General features: G+C 63.6%; 13 protein-coding genes and 1 pseudogene. 12 read left to right on the top strand and 2 right to left on the bottom strand.

Annotation, left to right across the window (positions count from 1 at the left end):
- From BHQ40_RS03215 to BHQ40_RS03250, 8 genes and pseudogenes are all read left to right on the top strand, one after another.
- Nucleotides 1-435, top strand: a pseudogene (locus tag BHQ40_RS03215) (tRNA dimethylallyltransferase); the annotation flags it as partial.
- Nucleotides 436-533: 98 nt separating this feature from the next.
- On the top strand, nt 534-2285 hold the full coding sequence (locus tag BHQ40_RS03220) for an acetolactate synthase 3 large subunit (protein WP_070152664.1): 1752 nt from the start codon (nt 534-536) through the stop codon (nt 2283-2285).
- 20 nt (nt 2286-2305) lie between these two features.
- Nucleotides 2306-2668 (top strand): hypothetical protein, encoded by a 363-nt coding sequence (locus BHQ40_RS03225; RefSeq protein ID WP_070152267.1) that lies wholly within the window; start codon nt 2306-2308, stop codon nt 2666-2668.
- Nucleotides 2668-3183, top strand: a complete 516-nt coding sequence (gene ilvN, locus BHQ40_RS03230; protein WP_070152270.1) for an acetolactate synthase small subunit — start codon at nt 2668-2670, stop codon at nt 3181-3183. Before BHQ40_RS03225 ends, ilvN begins: the two co-directional genes overlap by 1 nt.
- Nucleotides 3184-3409: 226 nt before the next feature.
- Nucleotides 3410-4429, top strand: coding sequence for a ketol-acid reductoisomerase (gene ilvC / locus BHQ40_RS03235; RefSeq protein WP_070152274.1), 1020 nt, complete (start codon nt 3410-3412; stop codon nt 4427-4429).
- 143 nt (nt 4430-4572) lie between these two features.
- Complete coding sequence (locus BHQ40_RS03240; protein ID WP_070152277.1) at nt 4573-5196, top strand: YceI family protein; 624 nt, start codon at nt 4573-4575, stop codon at nt 5194-5196.
- A gap of 377 nt (nt 5197-5573) precedes the next feature.
- Complete coding sequence (gene leuA, locus BHQ40_RS03245; RefSeq protein WP_070152280.1) at nt 5574-7250, top strand: 2-isopropylmalate synthase; 1677 nt, start codon at nt 5574-5576, stop codon at nt 7248-7250.
- A gap of 61 nt (nt 7251-7311) precedes the next feature.
- Complete coding sequence (locus BHQ40_RS03250) at nt 7312-8274, top strand: NAD(P)H-dependent flavin oxidoreductase (protein ID WP_070152283.1); 963 nt, start codon at nt 7312-7314, stop codon at nt 8272-8274.
- A gap of 10 nt (nt 8275-8284) precedes the next feature.
- On the opposite strand, the gene BHQ40_RS03255 is transcribed toward BHQ40_RS03250, so the two are convergent.
- Nucleotides 8285-8881 (bottom strand): TetR/AcrR family transcriptional regulator, encoded by a 597-nt coding sequence (locus BHQ40_RS03255; protein WP_070152285.1) that lies wholly within the window; start codon nt 8879-8881, stop codon nt 8285-8287.
- A 144-nt stretch (nt 8882-9025) separates the two neighbouring features.
- Here BHQ40_RS03255 and BHQ40_RS03260 point away from each other — a divergent pair, with 144 nt between their 5' ends.
- The 4 genes from BHQ40_RS03260 (at nt 9026) to BHQ40_RS03275 (ending at nt 14014) form a co-directional block, all read left to right on the top strand.
- A complete protein-coding gene (locus tag BHQ40_RS03260; protein ID WP_070152288.1) occupies nt 9026-9994 on the top strand; it encodes an SDR family NAD(P)-dependent oxidoreductase in 969 nt (322 codons plus the stop codon).
- Nucleotides 9995-10130: 136 nt separating this feature from the next.
- Nucleotides 10131-10733 carry a DUF4269 domain-containing protein gene (locus BHQ40_RS03265; RefSeq protein WP_070152291.1) on the top strand — a complete coding sequence of 201 codons (603 nt, stop codon included), beginning with the start codon at nt 10131-10133 and terminating at the stop codon, nt 10731-10733.
- 51 nt (nt 10734-10784) lie between these two features.
- Entirely contained in the window at nt 10785-12938 is a 2154-nt protein-coding gene (locus BHQ40_RS03270) for a TonB-dependent receptor (RefSeq protein ID WP_070152294.1), read from the top strand.
- Entirely contained in the window at nt 12935-14014 is a 1080-nt protein-coding gene (locus tag BHQ40_RS03275; RefSeq protein ID WP_070152667.1) for a PepSY-associated TM helix domain-containing protein, read from the top strand. The genes BHQ40_RS03270 and BHQ40_RS03275 overlap by 4 nt, the downstream gene beginning before the upstream one ends.
- Before the next feature lie 29 nt (nt 14015-14043).
- On the opposite strand, the gene BHQ40_RS03280 is transcribed toward BHQ40_RS03275, so the two are convergent.
- On the bottom strand, nt 14044-15486 hold the full coding sequence (locus BHQ40_RS03280) for a S41 family peptidase (RefSeq protein ID WP_083276670.1): 1443 nt from the start codon (nt 15484-15486) through the stop codon (nt 14044-14046).
- Nucleotides 15487-15491 lie beyond the last annotated feature (5 nt).

The following is a 15491-nucleotide window of genomic DNA, read 5'->3' on the forward strand; positions in this document are numbered from 1 at the left end:
CTGGAAGTCATATTGTCGACCGGGCGCCCATTGTCCCACTGGCAGGCGCAAAAGGAGGGCGGGATCGGCGAAGATATCGCCTTGCGTCCCCTGATCCTGTTGCCGCCCCGCCAATGGCTGATCGCGCGCTGCGACCAGCGGTTCGAAACGATGGTGGATCGGGGCGCGGCGGCGGAGGTCGAACGGCTGCTGGCGCGGCGGCTTTCCCCCGAACTGCCCGTGATGCGCGCCATCGGTGTGCGAGAAGTCACCGACTGGATCGTTGGAGATAGTGACCGCGAAACAATGCTGGAAAGGGGAAGGATCGCCACCCGCCAATATGCAAAACGCCAATATACCTGGTTTTCCAACCAGCCTCCGGCGGATTGGCGGCGGGAGGGGAATATCATCGATAACAATTTTATCGCTGATATGGTAATAAAATTACAATCTTAGATATTGACATGCCATTTTATGACAAATAAAGGCGGGCACCTTGCCATGCCGGGCCACCTGGCCCAATGGCGCTGCTTGCATTCGAGGAAGGAATCGACGTGGCCGAAATGAGCGGCGCGGACATATTGTGCCAATGCCTTGTCGATCAGGGCGTCGAAGTCGTGTTCGGCTATCCCGGCGGCGCTGTGCTGCCGATCTATGACATCCTCTACAACCATCCGAAGATCAAACATGTGCTCGTCCGCCATGAACAGGGCGCGACCCATATGGCGGAGGGCTATGCCCGCTCGACCGGCAAGCCCGGCGTCGTTCTGGTCACGTCCGGCCCCGGCGCGACCAATGCGATCACCGGCATCACCGATGCGTTGATGGACTCCATCCCGATGATCGTCATCACCGGGCAGGTCGCCACGCATCTGATTGGTTCCGACGCATTTCAGGAGGCCGACACGGTTGGCCTGACGCGCCACTGCACCAAGCATAATTATCTGGTGAAGTCGCCGGCGAAGTTGGCCCATGTCGTCCATGAGGCATTCCACATCGCCACGTCCGGCCGCCCCGGCCCGGTCGTCATCGACATTCCCAAGGACGTGCAGGTCGCGACCGCGCCCTATTCCAAGCCGGAGATGAACGCGCATCCCAGCTATCGCCCGCAGGTGAAGGCTGATGCGGCGGCGATCTCCACGGCGATCGAGATGCTGGCTGCGGCCGAACGGCCGATCCTCTACACGGGCGGCGGCGTCATCAATTCCGGGCCGGAAGCCAGCGCGCTGCTGCGCGAACTGGCGGAGCTGACCGGCGCGCCGGTCACGTCGACGCTGATGGGCCTGGGCGCATTCCCGGCATCTTCGCCGCAATGGCTGGGCATGCTGGGCATGCACGGCACCTATGAAGCCAATATGGCGATGAACAAGGCGGACCTGATCGTCTGCCTGGGCGCGCGTTTCGACGACCGGGTTACCGGACGGCTGGATGCGTTCAGCCCGAACAGCCGGAAAATCCATGTCGATATCGACCGCAGCTCGGTCAACAAGACGGTCGAGGTCGAATTGCCGATCATCGCCGATGTCGGCAGCGCCATGGCCGACATGATTGCGGTGTGGAAACAGCGCGGCCATGAAGCCAACGACATGACCGAGTGGACCGCGCGGATCGATGGATGGCGCGCCCGCAAATGCCTGGATTATGTCGAGGACGGCGCGGAGATCATGCCGCAACGGGCGATCGCCGACCTGTTTTCCGCGACCAGGGCGTCGGGCAAGGACGTCATCATCACCACAGAGGTCGGCCAGCACCAGATGTGGGCCGCCCAGCATTATCATTTCGACGAGCCGAACAAATGGCTGACGTCGGGTGGTCTGGGGACGATGGGCTATGGCTTCCCGGCCGCCATTGGCGCGCAGATCGGGAACCCGGACTCGCTCGTCATCTGCGTCGCGGGCGATGCGTCGATCCAGATGAACATTCAGGAGCTTGGCACGGCGATCCAGTACCGCCTGCCGGTCAAGATCTTCATCCTGAACAATGAATATATGGGCATGGTCCGCCAGTGGCAGGAGCTGACCTATGAAAGCCGCTATTCCAACAGCTATTCCGACGCGCTTCCCGATTTCGTGAAGCTGGCGGAGGCCTATGGCTGGACGGGCATACGGATCGAAGGGCCGCAGGAACTGGAGGCCGGGATCAGGCAGATGATCGAGACGCCGGGACCGGTGATGGTCGATTGCCGGGTTGCGAAGCTCAGCAACTGCTTCCCGATGATCCCGTCGGGCGCGGCGCATACCGACATGCTGCTGGACCCCAGCCAGGTTTCGGGCACAATGAATGATGAGGCCAAGGCATTGGTCTAGAGCATAATCGGGGGGCCGCCATGACCGCACATCTCAAGCTTCGTTTGCACATCAGCGAACCCTGGGACTTTGCGCGGCTGACCGGCCTGGAGGAAGTGTTCGGCTGGACCGTGGATCATATCCATGAGGAGGAGCAGGAGCCGAACGAGGAATGGGAAGTGACGCTGGATGAGAGTTTTGAATATCACGACCGCCGCATCCGGCGCCTGCTGGTCAGCCCGCGCTATGTCGGCGAGCACCTGACCCGCATCTTCGACGCGGTGGTGGGCTTTCCGGTGCGGGTCGCCCATCGTCAGGATGGCGGATGGCATTATGCGCTGACCGGCATGCTCTCCATCCGCCCCGAACCAGAAGACGACGAGACGGAAGAAAAGACGGATTGATGCATATCCAGGAAGAAACCAACCAACGGCACGTCCTGTCGCTGACGGTCGCCAACGAGGCGGGTATTCTCGCGCGGATCGCGGGCATGTTCACCGCGCGCGGCTATAATATCGACAGCCTGACCGTGGCCGACATCACGCCGGATCATGCGATCAGCCGCATCACCATCGTCACCAACGGCCCGCCCAAGGTGATCGACCAGATCATAGCGCAGCTCGACCGGCTGGTGCCGGTGCACAAAGTGACCGACCTCAGCGAGAACGGCCCTTATGTGGAGCGCGAACTTGCGCTGGTGAAGGTCGCGGGCACCGGCGAGGACCGGATAGAGGCGCTGCGCCTGGCCGATGTGTTCCGGGCCAAGGTGGTGGACACCACCATCGAAAGCTTCATCTTCGAAATCACCGGCCCGTCCGACAAGATCGACACCTTTGTCGGCCTGATGGGGCAGATCGGCCTTGTCGAGGTGGGCCGTACGGGTGTCGTGGGCCTTGTCCGGGGGAAAGACCCGGTTTGACTTCATCCCCTCTCCCCTTGCGGGAGGGGGTTGCGCAGACTTGGGCATGCAATGCCCTAGTCGAAGCTGGGTGAGGGGTTGGCGATTGCCAGGCAATCGCGCTGAGCCTTCGGCTCGCTCGACCCCTCTCCAACGCCATCTAGGCCCGGCTTCGCCAGGCCAAGATTTCGTATCCTCCCCCCTGTCGCGGGGGAGGGAGTATTTGGTTGGTTTGAGGGATATAACAATGCGCGTTTATTATGATTCTGATGCGGACATAGGCCTGGTCAAGGGCAAGAAGATCGCCATCGTCGGTTATGGCAGCCAGGGCCACGCCCATGCCCAGAACCTGCGCGATAGCGGCGTCGCCGAAGTCGCCATTGCGCTCCGCCCCGGCAGCGCCACCGCCAAGAAGGCCGAAGGCGCCGGCTTCAAGGTGCTGAGCAATGCAGAAGCCGCAAAATGGGCCGACATCGTAATGATCCTGGCGCCCGACGAGCATCAGGCCGCCATCTACGCCGATGACCTGCACGCAAACATGAAGCAGGGCGCGGCGCTTGCCTTCGCCCATGGCCTGAACGTGCATTTCGGCCTGATCGAGCCGCGCGCCGACCTCGACGTGTTCATGATCGCGCCCAAGGGCCCCGGCCACACCGTACGCAGCGAATATGTGCGCGGCGGCGGCGTTCCCTGCCTGATCGCGATCGCGCAGGATTCGACCGGCAACGCCCATGACGTCGCCCTCTCCTACGCCTCCGCGGTTGGCGGCGGCCGTTCGGGCGTCATCGAAACGACATTCAAGGAAGAATGCGAGACCGACCTGTTCGGCGAGCAGGCGGTTCTGTGCGGCGGCCTGACCCACCTGATCACCGCCGGTTTCGAAACGCTGACCGAGGCGGGCTATGCGCCGGAAATGGCCTATTTCGAGTGCCTGCACGAAGTGAAGCTGATCGTCGATCTGATGTATGAGGGCGGCATCGCCAACATGCGCTATTCGATCAGCAACACCGCCGAATATGGCGACATCCACACCGGTCCGCGCATCATCACCAGCGAGACCAAGGCGGAAATGAAGCGCGTGCTTGAGGATATTCAGGCCGGCCGTTTCGTCAGCCGCTTCGTCCTCGACAACCGCGCCGGCCAACCGGAGCTGAAGGCCGCCCGCAAGCAGGCCGCCGCCCACCCGATCGAGCAGACCGGCGCCAAGCTGCGCGCCATGATGCCGTGGATCGGCGCGAACAAGCTGGTGGACAAGGACAAGAACTGATCCGCCGGCCCCGCCCAACGGACGGGGTTTGCAGAACATAGAGTTTCCGGTTTCGCATCTGGAACAATCGGGGGACGTGGTCTATTTGAGGCCGCGTCCCCTTTTCTTTCCCCCTGGACCTTCAAAAACGGAGACCGATGTCTATGCGCAAGTTCCTCCTCCCCGCCGCCCTCGCCTTCACGCTGCTTGGCGGCGCAGCCGTTGTCGCTCAAGGCATGGGCAAGCCCGGCTCGCCTGACCCGGCGCTGGTGACCGGCGGCAATTATGTCGTCGAGCCGACCCACACGCAGATCTTCTTCGCCTATGACCATATGGGCTTTTCCAACAATATGGGCCTGATCTCGATGCCGACCGGTACGCTGAGCCTGGACCCCAAGAACCCGGCCGCCGCCAAGGTGTCGATCACCGTTCCCATCGACAACCTCAAGACCGGCATTCCCAAGCTGGACGAGCATCTGCTGAAGCCGGACTTTTTCGACAGCGCGAAATTCCCCACCGCGACCTTCGTGTCGACGGGCGTGAAGGTTGACGGCAAGACCGCCGACATCAGCGGCAACCTGACCATCAAGGGCGTGACCAAGCCTGTGGTGCTTGAGGCGACCTTCTACGGCGCGGGCAAGACTCCGGCGCAAATGGGCGGCAAGGAAAATGTCGGCTTCAACGCCACGACCCTCATCAAGCGCAGCGATTTCGGCATGGGCTATGGCGTGCCGGTCGTCGGTGACGAGATCGAACTGAAGATCACCGCCGCCTTCATGAAGGAATAAGCGGCTTGGGGGGAACGCGTTTTCCTTGCCCCACTCCACCCCGTCATCCCGAACTTGATTCGGGATCCATTGGCCGTTCCGTTGCATGAATATGCCGCCGTTCGCGCTCATGGATCCCGAACCGAGTTCGGGATGACGAGCGTGGGACATCGTGCATGGCCGCAAAAACGGCTGGACCTTCTTAACCCTTTGCCGTTATAGGCTGGGGCATCATGCAGCGTGCGCTTCTATCCCTGCTACGACTTACACGCCCTTAGGCGTGGTTTTCTCGTGCGCGCCTTGCATGGCGGCACACATCGCCTAAGGGCTTATCCGAACATCTTCAGTCACCGGGCAGAGTGCGCAGCGCGCCCGCCCGAAGCAGGAATGCCGTTACCATGATGCTGAGCGACCCTTCACAGAAATACCGACCGTTCCCGCAGGTGAACCTGCCCGACCGGCAGTGGCCATCACAGACCATCACCAAGGCGCCCCGTTGGCTGTCCACTGACATGCGCGACGGCAACCAGTCGTTGATCGACCCGATGAATGCGGAAAAGAAGCAGCGCTTCTTCGACCTGCTGATCAAGGTCGGCATCAAGGAAATCGAGGTCGGCTTCCCGTCAGCGGGCGCGACCGAGTTCGACTTCATCAGCGGCCTCGTCAAGAATGGCAGCATCCCCGACGATGTGATCGTGCAGGTGCTGACCCAGGCGCGCCCCGAACTGATCGCCACGACCTTCGAAAGCCTGCGCGGCGCGAAGCAGGCCATCGTCCATGTCTATAACGCCGTGTCGCCCGCCTGGCGGCGCATCGTGTTCGGCATGGAGCGGTCGGAAGTCAGGCAGATCGCCATCGACGCCGCCAAGCTGCTGCGCGACCATGCGGCGGCGCAGCCGGACACCGACTGGTTTTTCGAATATAGCCCGGAGACCTTCTCGACCGCAGAGCTGGATTTCAGCCTGGAATGCTGCGAGGCGGTGATGGACATCCTGCTGCCCACGCCGGAAAAGCCGCTGATCCTGAACCTGCCCGCGACGGTCGAGGCGGCCAGCCCCAATATCTATGCCGACCAGATCGAATGGATGTGCCGCAACATCTCGCGCCGCGACAGCGTGGTCATCTCGCTCCACCCGCATAATGACCGGGGCACCGGCGTCGCCGCGGCGGAGCTGGGCCTGATGGCCGGCGCGGACCGGGTCGAGGGCTGCCTGTTCGGCAATGGCGAGCGGACGGGTAACTGCGATCTCGTGACCGTCGCGCTCAACATGTATACGCAGGGCGTGAAGCCGGGCCTGGACTTCTCGGACATTGATGAGGTCATCCAGACCGTCGAATATTGCAACCAGTTGCCCGTCCATCCGCGCCACCCCTATGCGGGGGAACTGGTGTTCACCGCCTTCTCCGGCAGCCATCAGGATGCGATCAAGAAGGGTTTCGCCGCGCAGGAGGCGCGCAACGACCTGATCTGGGATGTCCCCTATCTGCCGATCGATCCCAAGGATCTGGGCCGCGACTATGAAGCGGTGATCCGCGTCAATTCGCAGTCCGGCAAGGGCGGCGTCGCCTGGGTGCTGCAACAGGACAAGGGCCTGAAGCTGCCCAAGCGGATGCAGGCCGATTTCAGCCGTGTCGTGCAGGAACTGGCCGACAGCACCAGCCGGGAACTGGGCGCTGCCGACATCTGGGATGCGTTTGGCAAGCATTACCGCGTGTCGGGCGATCAGCCTTATACGCTGGTCGATTATCATGAGACCGGCCCGGCGGGCGACCGCGTGTTCGTCGGCAAGATCGGTTTCGAGGGCGGCGAGCGGAGCATTTCCGGGCGTGGCAATGGCCTTATTTCCGGCGTGCTGGCGGCGCTGCGCGACGAGCTGGGAATCGACCTGGAGGTCGCCGATTACAGCGAACACGCCATCGGCGTGGGCACGGATGTGAACGCAGCGGCCTATGTCGAGTGCCGCACGCCGGACGGCGTGACGATTTTTGGCGTGGGCATGGACTGCGATGTCGCTACGGCATCCGTGCAAGCGGTGCTTTCGGCGGCGAACGGGCTGGCCGCGCGGCGAAAATAGGGGTTGCGGGGCCGGGTCAGGCTGCCCTAGCCCCTCCTCTCCTGCCGGAGAGGATATAGAAATGCCCCTGCCCTCGCCCCTGTTCGACCGACTGCGCCTGCCGGTCATGGGATCGCCCATGTTCCTGGTGTCGGGACCGGAACTTGTCATCGCGCAGTGCAAGGCGGGGATCGTCGGCAGCTTCCCCGCCCTCAATGCCCGGCCGCAAAGCCAGCTCGACGAATGGCTGCACCAGATCAGCGAGGAGCTGGCGGCATGGGACAGGGACAATCCCGCCACGCCCGCTGCGCCCTTCGCCGTCAATCAGATCGTCCACAAGTCGAACGGGCGGCTGGATGAGGACATGGCCACCTGCGCCGCGCGCAAGGTGCCGATCCTCATCACCTCGCTCGGCGCGCGCGAGGATGTGAATGAGGCGGCGCATGGCTGGGGCGGGATCGTGTTCCATGATGTCATCAACGACCGGTTCGCCCGCAAGGCGATCGAAAAGGGTGCGGACGGCCTGATCCCGGTGGCGACCGGCGCAGGCGGGCATGCAGGCCCCCTCTCCCCCTTCGCGTTCATGCAGGAGATACGCGCCTGGTTCGATGGACCGGTGGCGCTGTCCGGCGCGATCGCGCATGGCCGGTCGGTCCTGGCGGCGCGCGCGCTGGGCGCGGACCTCGCCTATATCGGCAGCGCCTTCATCGCCACACGGGAGGCGCGGGCGCAGGCGCAATATAAGCAGGCCATCGTCGAAGGTCAGGCGGCGGACATCGTCTACACCAATCTGTTCACCGGCATTCACGGCAATTATCTGCGCGCCTCGATCGCCGCGTCGGGCCTCGACCCCGACAATCTGCCGGAAAGCGACCCCAGCAAGATGGATTTCGGGTCCGGCGGCAATCAGGCGGCAAAGGCCTGGAAAGATATCTGGGGGTCCGGCCAGGGCATCGGCGCAGTCACCCAAAGCCTGACGGTCGCCGAGTTTGTCGAACGGCTGGCGGCGGAATATGCGGCGGCGAAGGTCGGTATTTGCGGCTGAAGCGCCGGATTTAACCTGCCCGTCCGCCCGGCGCGCGCATCCCGGCGATCAATATGTCGACCAGCCGCAACGCGCCTTCCTTCCACTCCGGCCCCGCGCCGACATGGGCGACGCCCGCAAGCGCGCGGAGCAAATCCAGCGGATCGACATTCAATTGGATGTCACCATTTTCCACGGCCCTGTTCACCAGCATGGCGATTGCTTCCTTCACCTGCACGCCGGACCGCGCGTAAAGATCGGACGTGCCGCCGACGATTGAATTGAGCGCCTCGGCCATCATCTGCTTGGTCGCGAGATGCTCGACGAATAGCCGCAGCCAGGCGCGCAAAGCCTCAACCGGCGCATGGTCCGCCATCAGACGGGGCGCCGCCGCTGACAACTGCTCGGTGTCATTCTGATAGACGGCGGAAACCAGCGCATCGCGCGTGGGAAAGTGCCGGTAGAGCGTGCCGATGCCGACAGCGGCGGCCCGCGCGATTTCGTCCAGGCTGGCCTCCGACCCCTTCTCGGCAAAGATGGATTTTGCGGCCGTGATCAATAGCTGCCGGTTGCGCACCGCATCGGCGCGCAATTTGCGCTCGCCAGCCGGTTCGCTTTTTTCAACCACGCAAAGACCCGCCCCTTGATAAACGGAGGAACCCTCCGTATTTATGAAACGGAGACACCCTCCTCTTATACCTTTACCAGTCAAGCCGCAACGGACCACCCGGAAGCGGCCAGAAATCCGCCCAACCCCAATAAGGAAATTAGGATGACAACAGCTTTCGGCAACACATCCACGACCGATGACGTTCTTGGCGACATAGACCTTAGCGGCAAGCGGGTCCTCGTCACTGGCGTTTCGGCGGGGCTTGGCGTTGAAACGGCCCGCAGCCTGGCGGCGCGCGGCGCAAAGGTGGTGGGCGCGGCCCGCGACCTGAAAAAAGCCGAACGCGCAACCGCGCAGGTTCTTGCAGACGCAGCGAACGGTGGCGAGCTGGACCTGATAGAGCTGGATCTCGCCTCTCTGGCGAGCGTCCACGCCTGCGCCGACGCCCTGGTCGCGGAGGGCAAGCCTTTCGACCTGGTGATCGCCAATGCCGGTGTGATGGCCTCGCCCTTCGGCCACACCACGGACGGCTTCGAAACCCAGTTCGGCACCAACCATCTCGGCCATTTCGTGCTGGTCAACAGCATCGCCTCGCTGATGGCGCCGGGATCGCGTCTGGTGAATGTCGCGTCTTCAGGCCACAGGTTCGCCGATGTCGACCTGAAGGACCCGAATTTCGAACATACGCCCTATGACCCCTTCGTCGCCTATGGCCGGTCAAAGACCGCCAACATCCTGTTCGCCGTTGAATTTGACCGGCGGCACAAGGATCGCGGCATCCGGGCGACCGCGCTGCATCCGGGCGGCATCCTGACCGAGCTTGGCCGTCATGTCGGAGACAATCAGCTTGAGCAGATGATCCAGCAGATCAATGCGGACCTCGCGGCGGAGGGCAAGCCGCCCTATCGCTGGAAAACCATTCCGCAGGGTGCGGCGACATCGGTCTGGGCCGGCGTGATCGCCCCCGCCGAGGCGGTGGGCGGTCATTATTGCGAGGATTGTCAGGTCTCCGAAGTGACGGACGGGCATATCAGCCCCGTCAGCCCCGGCGTGCGCCCCTATGCGGTCGACCCGGAAAACGCCAAGGCGCTCTGGGCCAAGAGCGAGGAAATGGTCGGCGAGCGCTTCTGATCCCTCCCTGCAACGGTAAAGGGCCAGTAACGGCATAGGGCCGGTAACGAAAAAGCGCCCGTGATGATAAGGGGGTTGCGCCGGACAGACCGGCGCAACCCTTTTGTCATGACCAGCCGGAAGAAGGAGTTGATGGATGCCGCATCGCCGGGACGTCCGGTCTCGCAAGCTGTCGTGGGAACAGGCGCTTTACCGGTCGGGCCTGATGGACATGCTGGCCGCGTTCGATCCGCATGTCGTTGGCACCCTCCCTCTCGGCGTCTCTGTTCCGGGCAGCGACATCGACATTGTGTGCCATGCGGCCGACCCTGCCGAATTTTCGGCGCTGTTATGGCGAAATCTCCGTCACAGGGCGGCGTTCGGCATGCGCCAGTGGATCGCCGTGCCCAATCCAGTGATCGTCAGCTTCACCTATCTGGGCTGGCCATTCGAAATATATGGCGCGGACCAGCCGGTGCGCGACCAGCCCGGCTGGCGGCACTTCATGGTCGAGAAACGATTGCTGACCCTGGCGGCGGCGTCCTTCAGGGATGCCGTCATGCGCGAACGGCGGAAAGGCGCAAAAACCGAGGCGGCCTTTGCCACGATGCTGGGCCTGACCGGCGATCCCTATGAGGCGCTATACGGCCTGTCCGCCGCGCCGGACCCGGTCCTGATGGACATGCTCGCCGCAGCAGGTCACGCCGCCAGACATCGCGACATGGCAAATGAGACTGCTACTGATAACGACTTGCAATAGTCCCGCCGATGTTTTAGCCGCTGCCCCAGAAAAACGGGGAGTATCTATCTTATGCGCCGGCAGCTTGGCTTTGTTCCTTCCATAATCGCGATGATGGCCGCAGCGCCGGCATTCGCGCAGTCCGCCGACACTGACGCGCCGGGCGATGCGGACGGGTCCATTGTCGTCACGGCGGCCCGCACCATCCTGCCGGTCAATGCGCTTCCGCTGACCATCGACATCATCACCAAGGATGCGCTGGACCAGCAGATCGCGATTTCAGGGTCAGTCACTGACGCAGTGGCGACCCTCACCCCGTCCTTCTCCCCGACCCGGCAGAAGCTGTCCGGCGCGGGCGAGACCCTGCGCGGCCGATCGCCCCTTTATGCGATCAACGGCATTCCGCAGTCGACGCCAATGCGCGACGGCAGCCGCGACGGCTTCACCATCGACGGCTTCTTCGTCGACCGGGTGGAGCTGATCTACGGCTCCAACGCGCTGCAGGGCATCGGCGGCACTGGCGGCATCGTCAATCAGGTGACTGTCGGCGCACCGAAGCAGGACGGCATTTCCGGCCGCGTGCTGCTTCAGGGCACGGCGGACAATGATTTCAGCAGCGACGGCATCGGCGGCAAGGCCGCTGGCCTGATCCAGTATAAGGCTGGCCGTTTCGATGCGACCGTGGGCGCCGCCTATGAAAAGCGCGGCGTATTCTATGACGGTGACGGACGGCGCGTCGGCCTCAACCTGACACAGGGTGAAACGCAGGATTCAAAGACGACCAACCTGTTCGCACGGCTTGGCTATGCCCTGTCGGATACCGGCAGGCTGGACCTGATCGCCAGCCGGTATGAAATGAAGGGCGAAGGCGACTATGTCGCGGTCGCGGGCAGCCGCCTGACCGGCCGTCCCACAAGCGCGATCAAGGGCGATGCGCCTGGCTTGTCGGCGGCGAGCCGCACGGAAAGCGTCGCGCTGTCGCTGACCGACACCAATCTTGGCGGCGGCAATTTCGTCAGCCAGATATTCTTCAACCGCAGCCGCGACACTTTTGGAGGGGAGATTGCGCCGATCGCCACCTTCCAGGATGCGCGGATCGCCCCGGTCGGCACCCTGTTCGACCAGTCGCAGAACCGCTCGCGCAAGCTGGGCGCGAAGATCAGCTATGAGCGCGCCATGCCGGGCCTGGAGGCGCTGACCCTGACGGCCGGTTTCGACGCCCTGCTGGACAAGACGGCGCAGTTGCTGATCGCCACCAACCGCGTCTGGGTTCCGCCATCGGACTTTCAGAGCCTTGCGCCCTTCGGTCAGGCCAACCTCAAGCTGTTCGACGGCGTGCTGCGGCTGGCGGGCGGGGTCCGCTGGGAGAATGTGCAGATCAAGATCGATGACTTCACGACCCTGGCGTCGTCAAATTCGACCTTCGTTTCGGGCGGCAAGCCGAAATTCTCCGACGTGCTGTTCAATGGCGGCGTGATCATTGAGCCGGTGCCGGGCATCCGCGCCTATGCCAGCTATGCCGAGGGCTTCACCGTTCCCGACATCGGCCGCATCACCCGCGCGATCAACCGGCCGGGACAGGATATCGACACCTTCCTGGATATCAGCCCGATTATCTCCAACAATCGCGAGATTGGCGTGGAGGTGAAGCAGGGTCCGCTGGACGCGAGCGCCACCTATTTCTGGTCGTCGAGCGACAAGGGCCAGTTGCTGATCGCCCGCGCGGGCGGCATTTTCGATGTGCAGCGCCAGCGCGTCGAGATTCAGGGGCTGGAAATCAACCTGGGCGTCCAGACGCCGATCAAGGGCCTCAAACTGTCGGCCGGCTATGCCCATATCCTTGGCCGCTACGACGCGAGCACCGTGCCCGACGGCATAGTCGATACGGATCTGGACGGCACCAACATCTCGCCGGACCGCCTGAACCTCGCTGCCAGCTATATCAACGGGCCGCTGTCCGCGCGCATTCAGACCCAATTCTATCTGAGCCGGACCTTCACCGGACTGGTGCGCGACCCGCGCAACGATTTCGGCGGCTACACGCTGACCGATGCCAGCGTCCGCTATAATTTCGGCGGGCTGGGCGCGATCAGCCTGAGCGCGCAGAATATCTTCAACAAACAGTATATCGACTATAACAGCGATACGCGCCTGCCGACCGACAATCTGGCCTTCTTCGCCGGGCGCGGCCGGACCTTCACTCTGGGTTGGGATTACCGCTTCTGAAGCTGCTCGACACGCTCCATCGCTGGACGGGCGGACTCATCGGGCTGATCCTTGCCCTGCTGGGTCTTTCCGGTGCGATCCTGGTGCATCGCGACGCCTGGATCATGCTGCCGCACGCCAGCGATGCGCGGGTGACAGACCCTGCCGCCATCGGCGCGGCGGTGGAGCGGATGATGGCCGATCCAGACCATCTTCCGCGCAGCATCCTGTTCGCCAACGACAGTTTCGGCCTCAATCGCCTGACATTCGGCAAGGGCGCGGGCGCCTATGCCGACCAGGCGGGGGCGATCGTGACGCGCTGGGACAGCCAGTGGCAGCGGCCGGAACTGTGGCTGTTCGATTTCCATCATCACCTGTTCGCCGGGGATATGGGGGAAACGGTGATCGGTGTGGCGGCGCTGTGCGGCCTGTTTTTCGTCATTTCCGGCGTCATCCTGTGGTGGCGCACCCGGCGCACTTTCGAAGTCCGGCTATGGCCCCGGCGGATGAGCCGCCCCGCAATCGTGCGTCATCACCGGGATCTGGGCGTCATCATGACCCCTCTGCTGGCGATGGCGCTGTTCACTGGCGCGGTGTTCGTGTTCCGGCCCGTGGCGTCCCTCCTGCTGGGGCCTGGCACATCGGCCGAGTTGAAGGCCGCATCGAAATCGCCCAAGCCCCTTGAGGCGAAGTTGGCGGCGAAGCCCGACTGGCGCGCTATGGTGCGGGCAGCCCATGCGCGCTTTCCGGAGGCGGAGCTACGCTCCATCGGCCTGCCGCGGGGGGATAGCGGCCTCATCGCCTTCCGCATGCGCCAGCCGGAGGAATGGCTGCCGAACGGCCGCACCATGGTCTGGTTCGCCGCCGATACGGGCGTTGTCGCCGGCTCACGAGATTCTCGCGACCTGACGCCCAGGGTCAAGGCGTATAACATGTTCTATCCGCTGCACGCAGCCAAGGTGGGCGGGCTGCCGTACCGCATCGTGATGACGCTGACCGGCCTCGCCCTGGCGATGCTGGGCAGCCTCGCGGTGTGGAGCTTCTGGTTCAGGGGCGGACGGCGATCCACCATGCCCAAACGAGCCGTGTGGCGGTGATGGCGCCAGCCCGGCCTTAAATTCGGCCCTTAGAACAGGCCCGGCACCTCGCGCTGGGCCGTGCCCGGCCGGGCTGGCGTCAGAAGCTCCCTGCGCTGCTGATTGACCGACTGGCTTGAGACTGTGCCGGAGATCGGCGTGCAGGTGGCCCCGGCAAGGAAATCCAGCGCCTGGCGCGTTGACGCCTCCCGCGGGTCGCCAAGTTGATAGCCGATATCGTCCGGCGCCTGGCAGCTCGCCCCGACCGAACTGGCGAGGCCGGTGAAATAGTTGGCGTTGCCCGCGCTGTTCTGCGTGGCGAAAGCGACCACGCGCAGACGGTCGTCACAGGCCGACCGGTCAAGCGCCACCTGCCCCACCGGCTTCCCATAGGTATTGGTGCCGATCAGCCCGGCGCGCGCATTCAGATAGGGGATGAAGCTGTTGATCACCAGCTCGCTGGCGGAGGCGGTGCCGCGCGTGCCGATGAAGGCGATGCGCGTCGGCGCGATGGATTGCGGCTGCACCTCGAAATAGCGGGTTTCGTTCTGCGCCGCCTTTTCGGGACGGAAGGTCGTGCGCGTCAATATGTCGGACGAGGACCGTCCGCCGCCAAGCAGATCGCCAAACAGCTCCGCAATGGAAACCAGCCCGCCGCCATTATAGCGCAGGTCGACGATCACCTCCGTCACGCCCTGGGCCCGGAACTGCGCAAACGCATCGCGCAGGGCGGGTCCGGCGGTCGTGATGAAGGTGCGCAGATTGACGTAACCGACGCGGCGGCCGCTATCGTTCAATATTTGCGCGCCATAGCGGCTTGAGACCGGCGTGATGTCGAACTCCCGCTTCGTGACGCTGACATCGCGCGTGCCGGCCGCATCGTAGACGCGCAGGATGCGCGTGGTGCCAACCGTATCGGGGCCAAGCGCATTTGATACACCGTCCAGCCCTTCGCTCGCGGTGATGGCGCTGACGGAACGGATATTGGACGAAGTCGTCCCGATCCCGATGATTTCCGCGCCCCGGTCTATTCCGGCGGTCAGGCCGGGTCCGCCCTCAAACGCCTCCGTCACGAAAATGCGCCGCTGGGTGGAATCCGTCGCCAGGCGCAGGCCAAGTCCAGCGCTGGAGCCGGAACTATAATAGGCGTTTTCCTCGGCGATCGAGGTCAGATAGGTGAAATAGCGGTCCCTGCCCTGCCCCCGCGCAGTGGCGGTCAGGGCATCGATATAATCGTCCACCGTCGCATAGGGCGACGGGTCCAGGCTGGCGGGCAATGTTTCGGGAAACAGATACCATTCGCGCAGTTGCGCGGCGGCCCAGTTCTGCCGTTCGCGCACCGAACAGGCCGATGACGGGGTGGGCGTGGGGGTGGGCGATGGCGTGGGCGTTGGTCCGCCCACGATGCTGCCGCCGGGCGAATCGCCTCCGCACGCGGAAAGCAGCAAGGCCAGTCCGGTTGTTGCCGACAATAGCCGCGAATGTTTCTTCATTACCC

The sequence above is a fragment of the Sphingobium phenoxybenzoativorans genome, from assembly GCF_001757355.1.
GTDB lineage: Bacteria > Pseudomonadota > Alphaproteobacteria > Sphingomonadales > Sphingomonadaceae > Sphingobium > Sphingobium phenoxybenzoativorans.

What these genes read in the sequence shown, in the direction of transcription:
- BHQ40_RS03240 (WP_070152277.1), top strand. Translation starts at nt 4,573, where the DNA reads ATGCGCAAGTTCCTCCTCCCCGCCGCCCTCGCCTTCACGCTGCTTGGC.
- ilvN (WP_070152270.1), top strand. Translation starts at nt 2,668, where the DNA reads ATGCATATCCAGGAAGAAACCAACCAACGGCACGTCCTGTCGCTGACG.
- BHQ40_RS03270 (WP_070152294.1), top strand. Translation starts at nt 10,785, where the DNA reads ATGCGCCGGCAGCTTGGCTTTGTTCCTTCCATAATCGCGATGATGGCC.
- BHQ40_RS03260 (WP_070152288.1), top strand. Translation starts at nt 9,026, where the DNA reads ATGACAACAGCTTTCGGCAACACATCCACGACCGATGACGTTCTTGGC.
- ilvC (WP_070152274.1), top strand. Translation starts at nt 3,410, where the DNA reads ATGCGCGTTTATTATGATTCTGATGCGGACATAGGCCTGGTCAAGGGC.
- leuA (WP_070152280.1), top strand. Translation starts at nt 5,574, where the DNA reads ATGATGCTGAGCGACCCTTCACAGAAATACCGACCGTTCCCGCAGGTG.
- BHQ40_RS03250 (WP_070152283.1), top strand. Translation starts at nt 7,312, where the DNA reads ATGCCCCTGCCCTCGCCCCTGTTCGACCGACTGCGCCTGCCGGTCATG.
- BHQ40_RS03225 (WP_070152267.1), top strand. Translation starts at nt 2,306, where the DNA reads ATGACCGCACATCTCAAGCTTCGTTTGCACATCAGCGAACCCTGGGAC.
- BHQ40_RS03265 (WP_070152291.1), top strand. Translation starts at nt 10,131, where the DNA reads ATGCCGCATCGCCGGGACGTCCGGTCTCGCAAGCTGTCGTGGGAACAG.
- BHQ40_RS03280 (WP_083276670.1), bottom strand. Translation starts at nt 15,486, where the DNA reads ATGAAGAAACATTCGCGGCTATTGTCGGCAACAACCGGACTGGCCTTG.